Genomic DNA, 21,786 nt, shown 5'->3' on the forward strand with positions numbered 1-21,786 from the left:
TCCGGAAACTGCTTCCACAATATCTAAACTAATGTCTGTCTGCGCACCAATGATGCTGGCGGGCATTTTGCATTTAACGTTGACTGCGTCGGCAGCGCCCGACAGCGATTCCCTTAAAATCACCGTCGCCGAAGGTACCAACATGGCCATCGCGCTCTCCCCAGACAAACAAACGATCGCGATGGACCTTCAGGGGACTATCTGGACATTGCCGGCGACCGGTGGCAAAGCGAAAACCATCACCGACCCACTCGGCGATTGCCGGCAGCCGACCTGGTCGCCGGATGGGACTCAGATCGCATTTCAGTCGTACCACGACGGTAATTTTCATATTTGGAAGGTCAATAGAGACGGGAGCAGTCTTGAACAGGTCACTTTTGGCGAATATCACGACCGCGAACCGCACTGGTCGCCGGACGGGGCTTCCATCACATTCTCGTCGGACCGTTCGGGGAACTACGACATATGGAAGATCTTTTTGAAAAACGACAGCCTGGTGCAATTGACGGATCATCCGGGAAGTGACTACTTCCCGGCTTTCGGCGCGGACGGGCAAAGCGTTGCGTACGTATCCGAGCGTAGCGCGGCTGCGGGCATCTATATACGGGACGCGGGCGGGAAACACCGGCTGTTGGTCCACAGCAAGGAGAAACTGGCCTCACCGGTATGGCATCCCGACGGGCAGCACATCATTTTCAATAGCCTGACGCCCCAGGCGAGCCAGCTTGAAATGGTCGGAATGGGTGGCGGCGACTGGCAAACCCTTTCAGCCGGGACCGAAGATGTATTTCCTTTCAAAACAGCATGGCTTTCACCAACCGATTATCTCTATACGGCCGACGGGCAGATCAAACATGGAAGAACTGGGGAAAGCAAAGCAAAAACGATCGCATTTACCGCCGAATTCACTCTGCCCCGCAACCATTACACGCCCAGGAAGCGCGACTTCGATGCAACCGCGCCCAGACCCGTACAGGGTATCCGTGGACCGGTAGTCTCCAACAACGGTAAATTCGTCGCTTTTGCCGCCCTGGGCGACATCTGGATCCTGGAAATCGGAAAGGCCAGGCCGGTACAGGTCACCAACGACGTCTTCATCGACATAGATCCTGTCTGGTCGGCCGACGACAAATGGTTGGCATTCACCAGTGATCGCAACGGCAATATGGATCTTTGGATCAGGGAAATAAACACTGGCAAGGAGAACTGTCTATTGGACGTCGCCGATAATCTGAAATTCCCCAGCTGGTCGACAGACGGGAGTAAGATCGCATTCTATCAGGCCGACCCCAAGGCGTACAGCCGCCATACCCTCAGCGTGATCGACATCCGGTCAAAAGAAACGGCAGTCTTGTACGATGGGCTTTTCGAAGCCTCTCAGCCCAGCTGGTCCAGGGACGGCCGACATCTGATCGTGTCCTCGCTTGAACCTTATTCTGCCCGGTTCAGGGAAGGACTCAGCAAATTCCTGATTGTTCCCACCGACGGTTCAGAGGCCCGTTTTGTGTCTCCGCAACCCGGGCGCTCGCTGGCTACCCGTGGAAAAAACGGCCCGGTAATCTCACCCGACGGCAAGACAGTCGCCTATATTCTCGACAACGTGCTATGGACCGTCCCAGTCGATCCTCGTCTGAACACGACCGGCCCGCCCCGCCAGCTGACCCGCGAGCTGGCAGAAAACCCGAGCTGGACGGCCGACTCACATTGCATCATATACCTGGCTACCGATAAACTCAAAAAACTGACGGTCGCCGACGGGACTATTGAACCACTTGATATGGATCTGAACTGGAAACCCTCCCGACCCGAGGGTAATCTGGTCATCCACGCCGGGCGGGTTTTTACCGGCACTTCGGAAGCATACCTGCGAAACGTAGATGTCATCATCGAGCGAAACCGTATCAAAGCAATCGTCCCCCATCAGAAGGGGCGGAAAGGGAAGGTGATCGACGCCTCGAGGCAAACATTGGTACCCGGACTTTTCGAAATGCACACGCATCAGAACGCGCAGCTAGGAGAAAAAGGGGGTAGATTATGGCTAGCGTATGGCATCACCTCCATCCGAGAGCCCGGAACAGACCCTTACGACGCATTGGAAAGAAAGGAAGCCTGGGAAAGCGGCAAAAGGCTGGGGCCGCGAACGTTTTTTACCGGCGGGCATATGGAGGGCAACCGCATTTACTACAACCGCAACACGAGCAATATAGCGGGAGCGCAACTGGAACTGGAACTGAACCGGGCGGTAACTTTGGGATACGATATGCTCAAAACTTATGTCGGCCTGCCGGACATACTTCAAAAGCGGGTAACCGAATTTGCGCACAGGCACGGTTTGCCGGTTGCGTCGCATGAAATCTATCCGGCTGCCGCCCTCGGGGTTGACGGCGTCGAACATATCGGTGCAACCAGCCGACGGGGTTATTCTCCCAAGCTGACCGCACTGAACAAGACTTATCAGGACGTTATTGAACTGGCGGCACGATCGGGCATGTACATGACACCGACCATTTCGCTTCACGGCGGACTGAATGCATTGATCCGGAACGACAGTTCCTTTTTTGATCACTGGCAGTTCCGGGCATTTTACACGGAAAAGCAAAAAGAGGAACTCAGATCGGCCACCGCAAGGGCCGCAGGTTCAAATAAAAACTATCACTACATCGAAGAATCGATGGTTAGACTGATGCGGAACGGGACAAAGCTTACGCCGGGAACCGACTCCCCGATCATTCCGTCCGGGCTTAGCTATCACGGCGAGCTCCAAAGCTGGGTAGCGGCCGGCCTGTCCCCCTTTGAAACCTTGCAGGCAGCTACCCTGCGGGCTGCTCAGGAAGCCGGCACCGGCAACGACCTGGGTACTATCGAAGCAGGTAAACTCGCGGACATCGTTATCGTGGAAGGCGATCCGTTGAAGCGGATCAAGGACCTGCTCAATGTCAAGGCTGTCGTCAAAAACGGGCAATACCTGGATATAAAAGCAATTTCAAGTCAGAAATAAAACATTATATTGTCAAATATTTGAATCGCAATTTATTATATTTATCACTACCAAAATATCAAAATAATATTTTGAATATATTTTATTTCAACGATAAAAAATATGAATAAATCAACATTTTCTGATGATCAGCTCTCAGGACTGATCGCCGCGGACGATACAGAGGCATTCAAAATATTATTTGACAAATACTATGGAACGCTGGTCCGGATCCTGGTGCGCTATTCGGATGATACGGAGCTGGTCAGGGACTGGATCCAGGAGATTTTCCTGATGCTCTGGGAAAACAGGCAGCAATTGCAAAACAGTGAAATCGTCAATTTCCGGGCATATTTTATCGTCATGGCGCGAAACTACGCGATCCGTGTGCTTGCGAAAAAGCGAAAAACGATTTTGATCTTTACCGAAGAAATGGAGGATTGTGAGGTGCCCGACAACAACCTGAATGAAAGCATGGACGAAACCGAGCTCCGGGGCCTGTATAATTCCGCACTTGCCAAATTACCCCCGAAAACACAGGAAGTGTATTACCTGAATCGCGAAAGAGGCATGACTTATAGTAAAATAGCAGATAGAATGGGGGTTTCAATTAAAACGGTCGAGGCACATATTTCCAAGACCATCGCCTTCCTTCGTCAGGAACTAATCGTTTATCTCCGATAACAGGATAGGCGCTTACCGAAACCACATTCCGGCGCCGCTGCATCACCGGACAAATCTTCCTGAAACCCGACACGTAAATCAATAGCTGATTATACAGCCCTTTACCGGCAGCCGGTGTGAGGTCGATTGGAAGTGCTGTCGAGCCGGATCTTTTTTCCTACTGGCAAGTTGGTGGGCTACGATATCACGTAAATGATCCTTGATCTGTCATAATTTCAACCCACCGATATGGTCGCGTTGTATAAGTAGCAATATATAAAGCTAAACTGCATTCGGGCGTTTGTAGTCCTTAATAAATACTTCAAGGTCATCAATTGTATACTCGGCTTTCTCCTTTACCCACTCATCAGAGTCCGAAAACCATTTTTATTCTTTTGCAACTTTCCGTCATCAGGGTCCTATGTCCCTGACCGGGCAGGCGCTGGTAACGGCGCCTGCCGTAAAAAGTGCCACAAAAAAAGTCGATAGCAAAACAGCCCAGATCGCCTGCAAACCCCGCCGGAGTATTCTAGGCCAATGATTTGCAACGACGTACCTACGGCATTCTGCATCGGCTTGCCGAGTACCGGCACGAGAGTCCGGATCATCGAAACCCGACATCCGCCCATACAGGTAGGTTGGAGGGGCCAATCTTAACGGTGCTGAGCACCAATATGGCAATGTTTTGTTAGAAATCGCATTCGTAGCAGCCTGGCATTGCGTGCCTGCCACGAATCATGCCCACCGGAGCTGCAAGCATCGAGATCACGAACAAATCCATCAGCATTAACTACCCATTGACTTAGGAGTCGACGATTTGGAAAAGGTATTCGGTATCGTGGGTAACAGTATTCCTGTAGCCGGAATACTGGCATAGTAGAAGGTAGTCTGAAAAGCAAAGTGGTTTTTGTTTTAATAAAGGCACGCTGGTAGTTTCCGACAGAGCAGTAATCACATCGGTCCGGTTTAAAAACAGATTTGCCTGATCGCTTTCTTGTGATTTTCAACGGAACGCAGAAAAGCAGCACTAGGCTTTTTTCAATAAAAAATATTAGTATATACAGTGTAGTAAAATACTTTGTACTTCATATTTATCCGCTCTCACAGTACCGGGCCTGAATGAAATACGCCAGCAATCCGGCGAGTTTCATCTTGCTATGACCTGAACCAGGTCAGGATTACCACTTTTCAAGTTTTCTTTCAACTACACCTAACGATTAGTTTATGAAGAAAAAACAACTTAACCCATCGTTCAAATCTGCGCAAAAACGACTTGTTTCCCTGGCGTGCGCCTTAGTGGCCACAATGGTTTTTTGCGCATCCGTCGTAGGACAGGCCGTTTCCGGGACGGTGCTGGATGAATCCGGTTCCGGCCTGCCGGGCGTGAGTGTCGTTGTCAAGGGCACAACAAACGGCACCACAACCGACACAAAAGGGAAATTTCAACTTGAGGTTCCCGGAGAAAACCCGATACTGGTTTTAAGCTTTGTCGGATATGCTACCCAGGAAATGGCTGTCGCCAAACGTACGAACATCACCGTTAACATGGTCGTCGAAGACCGCTTAATGACCGAGGTGGTGGTGGTAGGCTACGGGACCCAGCAAAAGGTGAACGTCACCGGAGCTGTTGGCGTTGCGGACGCCAAGCGTATCGAAAACCGCCCCATTGCCAACACCGGCGAGGGACTTCAGGGGGTTATACCCAATTTGAACATTACTGTCCGCAATGGCGACCCCGCCCAGTCGCCGGCATTTAATATCAGAGGTTATGAGTCAATCAACGGAGGGGCTCCCCTGATCCTGGTAGACAATGTCCCGATGGATATCAACCGGATCAACCCCAACGACATCGAGAGCATCAGCGTGCTGAAAGATGCTTCGGCCGCGGCTATATATGGGGCGCGCGCAGCATTCGGCGTAGTGCTTGTCACCACCAAAAGTGGTAAGCCAGGGAAAGTGCAGGTGAACTTTGGCACCCAGTTTTCGATGGCTAAACCCATTTTCAATATGGACGTGGTCACCGACCCCTATCAGTTCGTTCTGGCACGCAATGCAGCCAATATCAGAACCCTGGGTGCTCCAAGCTACAACGACCAGTTCGTAACGGCCGTCAAAAAATACTCGGAAAACCCCATTCCGGCCAACGAATGGGGGGTGGTAGACGGAGCGCTGCAGTACTACGGCTACAACCGCTACCAGGAAAAGATCATGACCGACTACGCTCCCGCGAACCAGCAGGATCTGTCGATTTCGGGAGGTGGTGACAAGTCCAAATTTTTCGTTTCGTTCGGCCGGTACAGCAAGGATGGTTACCTGCGCTATAACAACGAGAAGTTCAAGCGCTACAATGTCCTGATGAAAGCCGATTTCCAGGTCAATAAATGGCTCAACTTGTCAGAAAAGGTTGTTTTCAATTCACAGAACAGCGATAAACCTCACTTTTACAACTGGGACGTTAACATTAATTCCCTAGCGAGGGTGAGTCCATTACAAGCCATACAGTTTCCTGACCTCCCCTATTATATGACACCCGGCGACCACGACAAATACGCCCCTTTGATCGGCAAGTATTTCGGGGGGACGAACTTTTTTCCTTACCTGCTCGACGGCGGACGGGAAACCTTTACCAAAAACGATTTATGGCTAACCCAGGGAGCAGAACTCACCCCACTGCCCGGTTTGAAGATTACAGGAAACTTCTCCTACAATATCTACAACAACATTTACCAGGATGTCCAGAGCAAGGTGGAAATCGTCTCACAGGACTTGAAAGAAGCCAATCCGATCAGTTACGGTTTTAGCGGCGACGACTGGATCAAGAATGTCAACGATTACAACCGGTATTATGTACTCAATACTTTTGCGGAATATACTTTTCAAAACCTGGGCAAACATCAGTTGATGGCGCTGATAGGTTATAATCAGGAAATGGGTAACTATCAGTCTTCCACGGCACAGGCACGATCGCTCATTACACCGCAGGTCCCTGATCTGAGTACCACCACGGGCACGCAGCAGACGCTCGGCGGCCGGTCACAGGTGGCACTCCGTGGTGTGTTCTACCGGGTAGCCTATAATTATGGCGACCGTTACCTGCTCGAATTCAACGGCCGCTACGACGGCACCTCCCGCTTTCCCAAGCAAAGCCGGTTCGGCTTTTTCCCCTCTTTCTCGGCGGGATGGAGGCTTAGCAACGAAAAATTCATGACCGGGACCAATGGCTGGCTCGACAATCTCAAATTGAGAGGCTCTTTCGGTACGCTCGGAAACCAGATCATTCAGAACCGGAGCACCGGTGCCCAGATCTATTATCCTTCCGTATCGACGATGGGCTCCGGACAGGCTCCTTACATCTTTACAGGCTCCCTGATCCCCTATGTTTCAGCAGCCGGGCTGGTGACCCCGACACTGACATGGGAGTCGGTCACCTCCAAAAACATCGGCCTGGATTTGACGATTCTGAGAAGCAGGCTCGACATGTCACTCGACATCTACACCCGCGATACAAAGAAAATGCTGATGAACGTGGCCTATCCGGACATCCTGGGCACAACCGCTCCCCAGGAAAACGCAGCTGACCTTCGTACCAAAGGCTGGGAATTGTCTTTGACGTGGCGGGATAAAATAAAAACCGACTGGAACTACGACATCACGCTTGCCCTATCCGATGCCAGCGCGACTATCACAAAGTTCCGGAACCCGTCGGGCGCACTGCCCAATGAAGGCAACGGGATTTACTACGAAGGCCAAAAGCTGGGCGAAATATGGGGGTATCAAACGGTCGGGATATTTCAAACGGCCGACGCGGTTGCAGCTGCGCCCAATCAGTCGAGACTGGGCAACAACTGGCGTGCGGGGGATATTCAATACGCCGATTTGAATGGTGATGGCATTATCAGTCCAGGCAATAATACCCTCGAAAACCCGGGCGATTCCAGGATCATAGGCAACTCTTCCCCGCGTTACACCTATGGGATCAATGCAAGCATCGGTTACAAAGGATTACGCTTTACGGCATTTTTCCAGGGTATCGGAAAAGCAGATTACCTGCCCAATAACGGAAACTGGAACTGGTTTTACCCATTCAACGCGGGACACGTCGAAAAATATTACATTACCGACACCTGGTCCGAGACGAACCGGGACGCCTATTTCGCCGCACCGCACATCTCCACGAGCGATAAAAAGAACATTTTGCCGCAATCGAGATATGTTCAGAATGCTTCCTACCTGCGTGCGAAGAATATCATGCTTAGTTACACATTGCCTTATAACCTGACGGAAAAGATCGGAATTTCCCGGGCGCAGGTATTCGTGTCGGGAATGAATCTTTTCGAATTCACGAAGATCCGCAAACCCCTCGATCCTGAAACCATCCGGACCCCGACGATCGAATATCCCATGCAGCGTATCGGGACACTCGGCATTAATGTATCCTTTTAACCAGATCCGCAGGCTCACACAATCATTCTGATCGAAAAATCAAAATCGTATGAAAAACATATTCTTAAAATCCATAATGGCTATCGTCCTGCTGCTGGCGGCGTGTAACGATGAATTTCTTGACCGGAATCCGATCGATAAAATTACCAATGCCACCTACTGGAATACCGAGAACGATCTGGCCGTATACAATAACAGTTTGTACAATATTGCACGCAACGACTGGAAGATTCCCATCATGATGGGGCATACCGAGGGTTTCGACAGCCATTTCGGCAACATATGGTCGCTCGACGAACTGTCAGACAATATGGCCCCCCGCGAACCGAGACATAATTTTTTCCAGCAGATACGGGCCGGGAAATACAATGTGCCTTCGAGCCCCGATTGGTTCGGCTATCAGGGGTGGGACTTTGTAAGGGCTATCAATGTAGGTTTGGCTAATTATGATCGCGCGAAAGTCAGCCAGGCGGTCAAAGACAAATACATCGCAGAGGCCCGCCTTTTCAGAGGATGGTTCTATGCCGATAAAGCGCAGAAGTTCGGCGATGTTCCTTACGTGGAGAAGGAGCTTACGGTGGATTCGGAAGAACTTTATGCCGCCCGCACTCCGCGCGCAGAAGCCATGCAAAAAGTGCTCGAAGACCTTAACTTCGCGAGTGAGAAGCTTCCCAACAGTTGGGGAGATGGCAATGCACCCGGCAGGATCAACCGCTGGGGCGCACTCCTTGTGAAAGCGCGTGTATGCCTCTACGAAGGCACCTTCAACAAGTACCATGGAGCTGGCAACTCTAAAATGTGGCTCGAAGAAGCTGCCAAGGCAGCAGCGGAACTGATGGACGCCGGCCCTTACCGCATTTACAGCACCGGTAAGCCGCAGAGCGACTACAACGCTTATCACCGGATACTTGACCTTAGTGGAAATTCGGAGGTGATATATTGGAGGAAGTACAAAACAGGGGTCATTAACAACCACGTCCAATCCTATTTTAGCTATACCGGTGGCGCAACCAAAAGTCTGGTGGAGGACTATTTATGCACCGACGGGCTGCCGATCACATTATCGCCTCTTTACAAAGGTGACGAAACGATTGAAAGCACCTTCGAAAATCGGGATCCGCGTCTGCGGCAAACCATACTCCACCCGGAGGACACAGGCCTGTACAAATACCACCTGGCCGATGGCCGTGCGTACCCCATGCTGGAAGGAATGCCGGGCGGAGGCTTCAAAACGACGACCGGTTACCATATTATCAAACACTATAATGCTGATGATATGATTGGCAAGGCCTATAATACGGGCGAGTCACCCGCTATTACCCTTCGCCTGGGGGAAGCACTGCTTATTTACGCAGAAGCAAAGGCAGAACTGGGAGCGATCAGCCAGGGAGACATCGATAAGACTATCAACAAACTCCGCGACCGCGTAGGCATGCCGCACCTGTTGCTGTCCAAGGTCCCGGTTGACCCGCGTTACAGCAAAGATGGTGTCTCACCGATCATTGCGGAAATCAGACGCGAACGGCGAATCGAGTTATTCATGGAAGGGCAACGGTATGCCGATCTGATCCGGTGGAAGCAGGGCAAAAAATTGGAAATACCCGCCATGGGTGTCCGCTGGAACGACGCAGCGAAAAAACGCTTTGCCGGCACCACTATGAAATCGGCAACGGATCCCGTTTCAGGCAGGGAATATATCGCTGTTTATAAAGGTACCGACTATGAGATACCCGTTTTCGATGAAAAGAAACACTATCTGTGGCCCATTCCCCTGAACACGCTTGCACAGAATCCCAAAATCAAGCAGAATCCTGGTTGGGAGTAAGAATACTGGCATCAGTATCATCCGACCGGTCCAAATTCTGGTCGGATGATCATCAAATTAATACATGGATATGAAAAAAGCACTGTTAGTACTGATTACCCTGCAACTATTCATTTCGGATTGGGTTTCCGCCCAACCCGCCCCGGGCAGCGGGCAGGTCGTTCAAGGCCCCATGCAAGACCATCCCCGGCTTTTGCTTTTGAAAGGCGAGGAAGATGCCCTACTGGCACAAATCCGCAAATACCCGCAATGGCAGGCCCTGCACAAGCTGATCATCGACGAATGCGACCAAATACTGGAGACCGCTCCGGTCGAAAGCATCAAGATCGGGAAACGCCTACTGGACAAATCCCGGGAATGCCTTCGGCGGGTTTTTATGCTTTCCTACGCCTACCGCACGACCGACGAGCAAAAGTACCTCGTCAGGGCGGAAAAGGAGTTGCTCGCAGTGGCAGCGTTTGAGGACTGGAATCCGTCACATTTCCTGGATGTGGCCGAAATGACAATGGCCGTGGCCATCGGTTACGACTGGCTATTTGATAGCCTGAGCGAGCAAACACGCGGCCGTCTCCGGCAGGCTATACTCACAAAGGGCATTGGACCGTCACAGGATAAGCAATACAATTGGTTCCTGTCGGCAGAGCACAACTGGAATCAGGTGTGCAATGCAGGGATAACCTTCGGTGCGCTGGCGATCGCCGAGCACGAGCCCGCACTCGCAGAACTCATCATAAAACGGGCCGTAGAAACAGTACCCAAAGCCATGTTGCCCTCCTACAAACCCGACGGCGCCTATCCCGAAGGTTTCAGCTACTGGGGATACGGAACCAGCTTCAACGTATTACTGATCAGTGCATTGCAAAAGGCACTGGGTACTGACTTCGGGCTTTCCGGATCTGAGGGATTTTTAAAAACCGGTTCATTCATGCAGCATCTGGTGGGGCCTACCGGCCTGGCACACAACTGGGGCGACAGCGGCCTGAGGGAAGGCCTTACCCCTGCCCTGTTCTGGTTCGCGCAAAAAACACAGGACCCATCGTTGCTATGGGGACAGAAAGCGTTGTTGTCTGCACCAGGCACAGGCGAGGTCAAAAACCGCATTCTGCCTGCGATGCTAATCTGGGGGGCGCAAACAGAACTTTCCGCCGTGCAGGCGCCGTCCCGAAAGTTCTGGGTCGGTCAGGGGCCATCACCGGTTGCGCTCATGCGGAGCTCCTGGGAAAAGCCCGATGCGATCTTTCTGGGTGTTAAAGCAGGTTCGCCGGCGGTTAACCACGCGCATATGGACGTAGGGTCTTTTGTGGTGGACGCACTGGGAGAGCGCTGGGCCATGGATTTCGGCATGCAGGACTACAACTCGCTCGAATCCAAGGGGGTTGACTTATGGAACCGGTCACAGGACTCCCAGCGGTGGCAGGTTTTCCGGCTAAACAATCTGGCGCATAACGTCATCACTTTTGACGGTCAGTTAACCAATGCAAAAGGTTTTGCCAGGATCGACGGCGGCATCGGAGAAGGGCCAAACATGATGGTAACAACCAATTTATCCGAACTATACGAAGGCCAGGTAAAGAGCATAAAACGCGGACTGGCCATCATCGACCAGCGGTATGTGGTGGTCCGGGACGAGATCGATTGCGGTCCGGCCGACCATATCATGCGCTGGAACATGCTGACCGCCGCCGAGGTCCGGATTATTGACGGAAAAACGGTGGAGCTTTCGCAGAATGGCAAAAAAATGCTCCTGATTTTTAATACACAAACGCCGATCACTATCAGGACATGGCCTACCACACCCCAGCATGATTACGACGCGCCTAATCCCGGAACGGTTTTCGTAGGTTTTGAAGCTGTGTTAACTGCGGGCAGCCAACACAGCTTTAACACCTACTTATCCGAGTCAGCTAACGTTGCCGGGGGAAAACCGCTGGCAGAATGGCCTGTAAAGCCTTTAAAATAGGACGTTTAAGCGGAAAAACCGAATAGAAGCATTTGTTATCCTCGCGAGGCTTTGGCAAATGGGTTAAATTCCAGACAGAGTTTGACCCATTGCTTAAAGCCATGATTAGTCGTCATTCCTTGGCTATCAACAAAGACATATCCCTTCATGGGCGTGCCAGTGAAGTCCATGGAATAGCAGCCTGGCATTTGATGCGCAGATTTCTGCTCGTCTTCACCGATCCGGCGCATCGTTTTATCCCCGGCGACACCAATACACGCATGAAAGAGATTTTTGAGGTAGGAATGGCAAGGTCCGGCTGGATGGATTTATTGACCCAGAAGCGGCATACTCGAACGAAAACACAAAAATAGGTACGTAAAAAACCAATATTAACGAAGGATGTCTCGGATGGGTAAATGGCAATTGTCCAAATAACGCTCACGTCAGTTCCGGCACACGAAACATGACAATCACTGTCGCAACAGCTGAAAATGTTACTGTGCCGAAACCTGCATTGCCAACGCTTAACATCGTTACTTTTCCGCCGACTTTTCCATTTGCAATATCTGGATCGCTGCGCCTGCGCTATTGCCCGACATCTGAATAAAGATATGATCGCCGTCCTTTCTCCGGATCGCATACACTTGCACGGGATTATTGGGGTAGTCGATGGACCCCTCCTCACCAAAATAGGTCGCCTGGTCCTTGATCCGGTCCAGTTCCGCGCCAGATACTTTACCGTTAAACAAGAGCACTCCGCCTGCGGCAGTGATCTGATCGCGATAGCTTTTTTCGAAGTACGGCAGCGACCATTCCTTTCCTGAAACACTGGTAAGAAATGTCTTATAAACCTTACCTTCGAGGGAAACCAGCCCTTCCTTTGTGGGAAAGAACAATCTGTCGAAATCTCGGGAAATGGGTTTGTTCAACGCGATAATATTGGCTGGCGGATTGAACAAAGGAAATGCCGGCAGCTCTTTCGTGCTTACCGGAAGTTTAGTGAGGTTGATCGTGTCTCCCCAAAAACCGGTTCCGGGACTTTGCGGCGAACCCGCCAAAATTGCGTTGCCAGCAACTATGGCAACCCCCTGATAGGGCCAGTTTGCTTTGCCCGAAACGCTACACACGACGACTAAACAGGCACCCAATAGAAAAACCGATCCGTTCTTTACGTTCATTTCTACAACATGATTTTTCTAACTGATTGCCGACAATATACATAAATAATGTTTCGGGCAATTGTATAGCGGCCGCTTTTAACAAATTGTGGGTAGCGCTTTTGTAAGCCCCCCCATTTTCCTGATAATACTTGCCCGGAAATTTTGATCGGCAGTTTTCTACGCCTAGCTTTGTTAATTATAATTAGTCTAATTATTAATACATTTTAACAATTTTCCACTCCACATCTTAACAATGAGCAGATTATACCTGATATTTTTCCTTATGATCCTGCCCGCAGCTCACTCACTGGCACAAAACGGAAGTTTGAAGGGCAAGATCCTGACTTCCGATGGACAGCCGGCAGAGTTTGTAACAGTAGGCATTAAAGATTTACAGATCGGCACGATCACCGATAGCAAGGGTAATTTTCGTTTCAAAAAAGTGCCGTCGGGCACTTATACTTTGTACATTCAGCTGATTGGTTATAGTGCGACCGAGCAACGTATAGAAGTAAGCGGCGAGACGACCGTTCCGGCCATTTCACTGAAGGAAAATGCCGAGTTGCTGCAAGAGGTGCTCATCAAAGGGAACACCAACCGTTTTGCACAAAAAGAGTCGGAGCATATCGCCCGGCTGCCCCTGAAAAACATTGAAAACCCGCAGGTGTACAATGTGGTTTCCAAAGAGATCATGCAGGAGCAGATCGTGACGGATTACAAAAGCGCCTTCAAGAATATTCCCGGTGCCAACGCAGGCGTGGCGCACTCCAGTAACGGGCGTTACATGAATGTTACCCGTGGCTTTAACCTAGGCAATGCAGCCAGGAATGGCGTAGGTACCTCTTCGGTTGCAGAAATCGACCCCGCCAACCTGGAAAGGATCGAAGCTATCAAAGGCCCGTCGGGGACCCTTTACGGCGCAAGCTTGTCTACTTTCGGAGGACTTTTCAACCGGGTGACCAAAAAGCCACTTGATGTTTTCAAAGGTCAGGTGTCTTTTACAACCGGATCGTGGGATCTCAACCGCCTCACGGCAGACATTAACACGCCACTGAACGATGAAAAAACCGTTTTATTAAGGCTGAACACGGCCCTTCACGGTGAAAAGAGCTTCCAGGATGCCGGATTTTCCAAAACCTATCTGGTAGCGCCCAGCCTATCCATCCAAGTGAACGACCGATTGTCGATACTTTTTGATGCTGAACTTTACGGCAGAAAAGGCACCAACATTTATGGCAATACCATCGCCTCCACCCATGTAAAAGCGTCCAGCATCGACCAGCTGAAAATCGGGTACAAGCAGTCATTCACCAACAATTCGATCATCGCCTCAACCCGGACACAGAATCTGTATTCGCAGATCAATTATAAAATAAGCAGCCAGTGGACGTCTCAGACCAATATCGGCACCAGCCTGGTGGAATTTGAATTTCCCGCGATGACGCTGAATACGATCACGGATTCCACAGTGACCCGCAATATCTGGGACCAGTTTACCCGCCAGGTCGCCACACAGGTTCAACAGAATTTTATCGGTGATTTCAAAATTGCCAACCACCGCAACCGCATCGTGGCCGGTTTGGATTACAGCTCGGTGAATTTCGATTTTCCCAACACGCGCGGTGCTGTTTACGACACGGTCAATTTTGTCAATCCCGACAAACGGTACGCGGCGATCAGCATCAACGAGATCAAAAACAAAGTCGCTGCGGTAAGCCTTAACAGTGGAAGTGCATCAAAATACAACTACCTCGGCGCTTATGTTTCGGATGTTTTCAATCTGGCCGAAAACCTGCTGGTGATGCTCAGCCTTCGGGTCGACCGGTTTGACAACAAAGGTTCTTACAGCTATTCCTCCAATGCCACCACCGGACTATACAAGCAAACCGCATTGTCTCCGAAATTCGGTGTGGTATATCAGCCTGTCAAAGAGAAGATTGCCGTTTTTGCCAACTATATGAACGGGTACCAGTTCGTGGCACCCGTAAACCAGCCTGATGGAAGCGTTTCCAATTTCGAGCCTCAGTTTGCCAATCAGACGGAAGCAGGTGTGAAGCTGGATGTGCTGGATAACAAAATCAGCGCCACCATTAGTTACTACGATATCAGGGTGGTGAACCAGGTGCGCAGTGACATGGAACGTGAGCCCGTTAATGGAAACCGCTTTCAGATCCAGGACGGCAACCAGACGAGCAAGGGCGTTGATTTTGAACTAATTATCAATCCCGTTAACGGATTGAACATTCTGGCCGGTTACGCATACAATGCGAGCAAACTGGTGAAAGCCAACGAAAATGTAAATGGACGCCGCCCGACCAACTCGGGCGCTGAAAATACAGCCAATGCCTGGGCAAGTTACCGCGTCATTTCGGGCGCAGCCAAGGGCCTGGGATTAGGCGTCGGATTCAATTACAGCGGTGAACAGTTTGTGATCAACAATACGTCCCGCGAATTCACAATTCCGGCTTACACCGTGCTGGATGCGACTGTATTCTTCGACCAGCCGGGCTATCGCATCGGGCTCAAAGTGGACAATCTCAACAATGAAAGATACTGGAACACTTCTCTGCAGCCGCAGACTCCGAGACGTATCTCAGCCAGTGTAACCGTTAAATTTTAAACATTCCCCATATGAAATACTTGCTCTCCCTACTCGTATTATTACTTTGTATCAATAATCTGACGGCACAGCAAACAGCCAAATCGCATATCAAAGGTCATATTATCACCAGCGACGGTCAGCCCGGCGCATTTGTGACGGTACAGATCAAAAACACCAAATTCGGGACAGTAACCGATGAAAACGGCGACTACCAGCTCCGCAACGTACCTGCCGGAAGGCACATTGTGGTAGTGAGCATCGTGGGATTTGAACCCGCCGAGCTGGACATTGAAACCAATGACGAAAAAACCCTGACCGTCGAAACTATCCGGTTGAAGGAGAATGCAAAAACATTGTCGGAGGTGACCGTTACCGGCAACATCAATAAGTTCGGGCAAAAAGAAACTCCGTATGTAGCCCGGCTCCCTTTGAAAAACCTTGAAAATCCGCAGGTGTACAATGTGGTAACCAAAGAGCTTGCGGTCGAACAGATCGCGGTCGATTACAAAAACCTGCTCAGGAACGTACCCGGCGCGACGGTTTCTTTCGGTGGTGTGAATAATGGAATTACTTATATGGTGATGCGCGGTTCCTGGGTCACCAGCCAGATCAGAAATGGCATGGCAGCGCAGCTCAGCGCGGGAATTGATCCGGTAAACGTGGAGCGCGTGGAGGCGATCAAAGGACCGTCGGGAACATTGTTCGGATCGAGCCTGATCTCTTTCGGCGGTTTTACCAATCTGGTTACCAAAAAACCTTTTGAAAAGGCGGCGGGCGAGATTGGTTACTCTACCGGCAGCTGGGGATTGAACAGGGTCACGGTGGACGTAAACACTCCGGTTAATGACGATAAGACATTGCTTTTCCGCGTCAATGCGGCCGGGCACCGCGAAAATTCATTTCAGGCATTCGGAATGGCGCGGGCTGTAACTGTGGCGCCAAGCCTGAGCTACAAAGCGAGCGATCGGCTTACCCTGCTTTTTGAAACTGAGTTTTACCGGACGCAGCGCAGCACGATGCCGGCAAACTCATTTGCCAACGTGACCTTCAAAAATATCAAAGACATGCCGCTCGGCTACCGCCAGTCGATCAACAGCAATGATCCGCTGTTGCAAATGGGAACGTCCAACGCGTACATCCAGGCACAATACAAAATTTCAAAAAACTGGACTTCCACAACCCAGTATGCGATTGGCAACGTGCGCTATGATAACGTAAATTACTTTTATCCGGCAGTCTGGACAAGCGACTCTACGGTTGTCCGCAGGCTTTCCTCCGGTCGTAACAGTTTCAGTACGTCCACCCAATTTCAACAATACTTCACAGGCGATTTTACAGTCGGCAATCTCAGAAATCGCATTGTCGCCGGCGTGGATGTGTACGGCCTGATCAACAAAAACCAGGCGTACGGCACGATCACCTACGATACGGTCAACGTAAGGCGGTCCATTAAACCGATGTCGCTTGCCCGGATCGACGAACTGGTAGCACGTATCGGTTCGGTCAACATTACAGAATCAAAACAACAGACACTCAGCGCCTATTTCTCTGACGTGATCAACATTACCGACAAACTGATGGCTATGGTCAGCTTGCGCGTGGACCATTTCAACAATAAAGGAACTGCCACAAACGGCGGCGAAAGTACCGGGAGCTATGAGCAGACTGCAGTTTCTCCGAAATTCGGTCTGGTGTACCAGCCTGTGAAGGACAAGGTTGCGATTTTCGCCAACTACATGAACGGCTTCCAGAACATCGCGCCGATCACTCAGCCGGACCAATCCATTTTCACGCCCAAACCGCAGTTCGGAAACCAGTGGGAAGTAGGGACGAAACTGAATTCATGGAACAACCGGATCGTCGGTTCTGTGAGTTATTATAACATCGATATCACCAATGTAATCCGCCCCAACCCTACCAATACTGCGTTTTCCGTTCAGGATGGTTCGAGTGTGAGCAGGGGTATTGAGGCTGATATTACGCTCAGCCCGGTCAATGGATTGAACGTGGTATTAGGTTATGGCTACAATGAACTGGAATACAAAAAATCAACTGCCGCCAACGAGGGGCTGAAATACGGATTTCCGAAACATGCGGCCAACTGGTGGGTCAGCTACCGGCTGCTATCCTCGCAGCTGAAAGGTCTGGGGATTGGATTGGGAGGAAACCGCCTGAGCGCGATTTACGAAAACAATGAATTGGGTGCGCTGACTATACCTTCGTACACTCGCTGGGATGCCACGCTTTTCTACGATCAGCCGCGTTACCGTTTCGGTCTTAAAATGAACAACCTGACCAATCGGAAATACTGGGGAATGAACTTCGACCCACAGTCGCCAAGGCAGTTGTTAGCGAATATTTCATTTAAATTCTAAAATCCTTCGAGTGCCAAAAAGATCATTGGCTTCATATATCTCAGACTCGGACTTTTGTCCGGGCCTGTGGTGTTTATATTGAGCCTCACCGGATGCATCTATATTTTTGAGCAGGATATCAAAGACATAGTCTACCACAAGCCGCTATGGAGAAGTTCCTCGATAGCCGCAGATTTGAGGAAAAAGGCCGGGACGAGAAGCTGCGGAATATGAACTCGCGTTGGAAGCATACCTGGGTTGCCCGGAAAAATTCTCGCATTTCTGGCAAGCCTTACTGCCCCAGTCTGCCTGTAACAGGTGTCGTAATATCATGGAGAAGGCGTTAAAAGCGTCCGCCCCTCACCCGCGTAAGCGGCGGCAATCAATCCAGCATGAAACTTAGGATTAAGAGGCGGTTTCTTGCCTTGCCGATGAGTATCCTGCGTTCGTGGCACGAACAACTCATCAAAAAGCCAATTAACATATGGGCCTTTACCTGGTAGACGGCCAATGGATGGTACGAGGCAAGTGAGAATTATAGAACGACGGGTCGATCAGAGGTATAGAAAAATCAAAAGCTTAATCTATCATATCAACCTTTGTTCTAAAACGAACAAAAAATGTTCAGTTGCGTACACATGAAACTGACTATCGAATCACAACAACTTGAAATACAAATATTTATATCTTTCATTTGGCAATGGCAAGATATTTGTCCAGCAAATGTGGGATTAATAAAAAGACCGATGAACCGAACCTACCTGGGAGAGTTTGAAGAGATAGTTTTATTGGCCGTCGCTGTAACTCGTGGACAGGCATATGGTGTGGTTCTGATGCACGACATTGCCGGGCAAACCGGACGCACTGTTCAATTGAATCAGGTGTATTCTGCTTTGCAGCGCCTGGAAGAAAAAGGGATGGTAAAATCTGAGATCGGCGGAGCCACAGCCGAACGCGGGGGAAGGAGAAAACGGCTTTACACGATAACGGTATACGGGGAGCGCACTTTGCAGCAGATCCAGGAAGTAAGAAGCGGTTTTTGGTCGAAGCTAACAAACCTGGTCAAACTGACTGCGAGTTAATGAAAGAGCCCGGAAAATATCCTGTAAAACCGCCCAGGCTGGCTGATAAGGTGCTCGAATGGTTCCTCGCCCCGCATTTGCTGGAAATCATCCAGGGCGACCTGCATGAAGAATTCTCTTATCAGGTTCGACAAGTTGGAGAAAGAAATGCCCGGCGCCTGTACTGGCGGCAAGTGCTTGGGTTTATTAAACCAAGTTATATGAGAAGAAAAAGCGAGTATCCTCACATTTTATTTAGCCATGATATGATTACTAACTATTTCAAAATCGCGTGGAGAAACCTAATCAGTCACAAAGTTTACTCTGCTATTAATATTTTCGGCCTCACTTCGGGCCTGGTGGTTGGGATCCTTGTCCTTCTTTGGGTTCAAAATGAGCTGGGATTTGATAAATTTCACCGGAACGAGCAGAACATTTACAGGGTCCTGTCCAATATGGGTAAGGGAGAAGATCGAAAAATCTGGATCAATTCCCATGCGCCCATTGCCATTTTTGCCAAAAATGAAATCCCCGAAATACAAAATGCGGTCCGTATAAAAAACAACACGGATTTCTCCATATTCCGATACAAAGACAAGCAATTCAAGGAAGATAAGATCGGGTACGTAGACCCTACCTTTTTTGCTATGTTTGACTTTGCATTGTTAGAAGGGAATTCCGCCAATCCATTCCCCAGCGATAACTCGGTTGTCCTTACTGCGTCTTCTGCTCAACGTTATTTCAACGATCAGGATCCGATTGGCAAGGTAATAGTTGCTGACGGCAATGGCAGTTTTATTGTCTCTGGTGTGGTAAATGACTTTCCCGATAATTCGAGCATTCGGTATGACATGCTTTTTTCTATGGCGCTGTACGCAAAAAACTTTTCCCTTGCGCATGATGGAAAATCAATTAATGCAGATTGGGGAAATTTTAGCTATACTACTTTTTTACAGCTGGACCCGCGTGCATCCAGGGATACAGTGAGTAATAAGCTAGCGCAAACACTGGTCAAAAATTTTCGAAACATTGGCATTACTGACCCATACAGTTTGCAACCCCTTTCAGAAATGCATCTTTATCAAACCGATGGAAGTGATGGTCTGATAAAGACTGTACGGATATTTCTAGGCATCGGTATTCTTATATTGTTTATCGCTTGCATCAATTATGTCAACCTTTCTACCGCGCGTGCGATGATCCGGGCCAAGGAGGTCAGTGTTCGTAAGATGATTGGAGCAGGCAAAATACAGCTATTTGTCCAATTCATTTTAGAAACCCTGCTGGTTTTTGTTTTCGCTACCATTGCTGCCATGCTACTTACCCGGCTATTGATGCCGGCTTATAATAATTTCACTGGCAAAAACATGGTATTCAGCATGGTGGATACCAACATCTGGGTTGTAATTTCAGTGGTAGTCGTTTCCACATTGCTATTATGCAGCATTTATCCCGCATTGCTGTTATCCTCTTTTGAACCATTGAAAGCGCTGAAAGGGAAAGTGTCGCCAGGAGTTACCAATTCCGCTTTCCGTAAAATACTTGTAACAGTCCAATTCACGTTTTCGGTAGCGCTGATCTGCGGCACAATCATCATTGACCGGCAACTGGCATACATCAATAATAAGCAGCTGGGATATGATAAGGAACATATTTTCAGATTCGAATTGAGAAACATGGTATCTGACATCCAATCCGTTAAAGCCACGCTTTCGGGCAGCTCCGGGATTCAGGGTGCCACAAGCGCGAGTGATCTGATCCTGGATATGGCCACGACAACTACCGAAACGGATTGGGACGGAAAAGACCCGGATCAAAAGTTCTTTATTCATCCGCTGACAGTGGACAAGGATTTCCTTTCCGTTTTCAACCTACAACTTACTTATGGACAAGGCTTTAAAGGAATCACATCCGATTCTGTACATTATATTTTAAACGAAACTGCTGTAAAAGAGGCGGGAATTAAAAGTCCCATTGGAAAACGTTTCGAACTATTCGGCACTTCGGGGACGATTATTGGAGTAGTGAAGGATTTTCATTTTGCGTCCCTAAAGCAAAGAATAGAACCGGCTATTTTGCGGTACCGACCTGGCAATTACGAAATGTATGTCAAGACCAATGGCAAAGATGCCAAACAGGTAATTGCTTACATTGAAAAAATATGGAGGCAGTACAACGCGGATGCACCTTTTGAGTATACGTTTCTGGATCAGACTTACGATAATCTTTACAAGTCTGAGCAGCGTATCGGGACACTTTTCAAATTCTTTACGCTAGTCGCTATTCTAATTTCCTGCCTTGGCTTGTTTGGATTGGCCACATACATGGCCCAGGTTAAGACCAAGGAAGTGGGCATACGAAAAGTTATGGGTGCAAGTACACTGAGTATTGTACAGCTATTGATAAAGGATTTTATGGGTTCCGTGATGATTGCCATTGCTATCGCAACGCCTCTAGCCTGGTACGGCTTGAACAGGTGGTTGCAGGGCTACGCTTATCGGATTGACACAGAATCCTGGATGTTTGTGCTTGCAGGCTTGCTTTCAATCGTGATCGCATTATTTACGGTTAGCATTCAAAGCATTAAAGCTGCTTTCATGAACCCGGTAAAAAGTCTGCAGTCGGAATGAGTCGCGATAAAAGGTATTGATATACCCAAATAATCGCAGAATAGATAAAAAGCGAGTAATATGTATGAGTGTACAGAAAAACGACCTGCTTATTTAAAGAACAGACCAAGCTCCGAGAAAGAGAACGAA

At 49.5% G+C, this 21,786-nt stretch carries 11 protein-coding genes; 10 read left to right on the forward strand and 1 reads right to left on the reverse strand.

Annotation, left to right across the window (positions count from 1 at the left end; genetic code table 11):
• Positions 1-31: 31 nt before the first annotated feature.
• The 6 genes from BP71_RS06695 to BP71_RS06720 all read left to right on the forward strand — a co-directional run bounded on the left by BP71_RS06695 (position 32) and on the right by BP71_RS06720 (position 12,221).
• A complete protein-coding gene (locus tag BP71_RS06695) occupies positions 32-2,998 on the forward strand; it encodes an amidohydrolase family protein (RefSeq protein ID WP_496377791.1) in 2,967 nt (988 codons plus the stop codon).
• Positions 2,999-3,100: 102 nt separating this feature from the next.
• Positions 3,101-3,661, forward strand: coding sequence for an RNA polymerase sigma-70 factor (locus BP71_RS06700; protein ID WP_496377792.1), 561 nt, complete (start codon positions 3,101-3,103; stop codon positions 3,659-3,661).
• A 1,203-nt stretch (positions 3,662-4,864) separates the two neighbouring features.
• Positions 4,865-8,083 carry a SusC/RagA family TonB-linked outer membrane protein gene (locus BP71_RS06705; protein ID WP_496377793.1) on the forward strand — a complete coding sequence of 1,073 codons (3,219 nt, stop codon included), beginning with the start codon at positions 4,865-4,867 and terminating at the stop codon, positions 8,081-8,083.
• Positions 8,084-8,132: 49 nt separating this feature from the next.
• Positions 8,133-9,908, forward strand: coding sequence for a RagB/SusD family nutrient uptake outer membrane protein (locus tag BP71_RS06710; RefSeq protein ID WP_496377794.1), 1,776 nt, complete (start codon positions 8,133-8,135; stop codon positions 9,906-9,908).
• A gap of 70 nt (positions 9,909-9,978) precedes the next feature.
• Positions 9,979-11,868: a heparinase II/III domain-containing protein gene (locus BP71_RS06715; protein WP_496377795.1), complete on the forward strand. Its 1,890-nt coding sequence runs from the start codon at positions 9,979-9,981 to the stop codon at positions 11,866-11,868.
• Positions 11,869-11,900: 32 nt separating this feature from the next.
• The gene (locus tag BP71_RS06720; RefSeq protein WP_496377796.1) at positions 11,901-12,221 is read left to right on the forward strand and encodes a hypothetical protein; all 321 of its coding nucleotides are present in this window, start codon (positions 11,901-11,903) and stop codon (positions 12,219-12,221) included.
• Between the two features lie 162 nt (positions 12,222-12,383).
• Here the strand turns inward: BP71_RS06720 and BP71_RS06725 are convergent, their stop codons facing one another.
• Positions 12,384-13,028, reverse strand: coding sequence for a hypothetical protein (locus BP71_RS06725; protein WP_496377797.1), 645 nt, complete (start codon positions 13,026-13,028; stop codon positions 12,384-12,386).
• 235 nt (positions 13,029-13,263) lie between these two features.
• Between BP71_RS06725 and BP71_RS06730 the strand changes: the two genes are divergently transcribed.
• The 4 genes from BP71_RS06730 (at position 13,264) to BP71_RS06745 (ending at position 21,657) form a co-directional block, all read left to right on the forward strand.
• Entirely contained in the window at positions 13,264-15,630 is a 2,367-nt protein-coding gene (locus BP71_RS06730; RefSeq protein WP_496377798.1) for a TonB-dependent siderophore receptor, read from the forward strand.
• Between the two features lie 11 nt (positions 15,631-15,641).
• Positions 15,642-17,987, forward strand: coding sequence for a TonB-dependent siderophore receptor (locus BP71_RS06735; protein ID WP_496377799.1), 2,346 nt, complete (start codon positions 15,642-15,644; stop codon positions 17,985-17,987).
• Between the two features lie 725 nt (positions 17,988-18,712).
• Entirely contained in the window at positions 18,713-19,048 is a 336-nt protein-coding gene (locus BP71_RS06740) for a PadR family transcriptional regulator (protein WP_496377800.1), read from the forward strand.
• Positions 19,048-21,657 carry a permease prefix domain 2-containing transporter gene (locus BP71_RS06745; RefSeq protein WP_496377801.1) on the forward strand — a complete coding sequence of 870 codons (2,610 nt, stop codon included), beginning with the start codon at positions 19,048-19,050 and terminating at the stop codon, positions 21,655-21,657. Before BP71_RS06740 ends, BP71_RS06745 begins: the two co-directional genes overlap by 1 nt.
• Positions 21,658-21,786: the final 129 nt, after the last annotated feature.

It is taken from the genome of Dyadobacter ginsengisoli DSM 21015 (assembly GCF_059568735.1).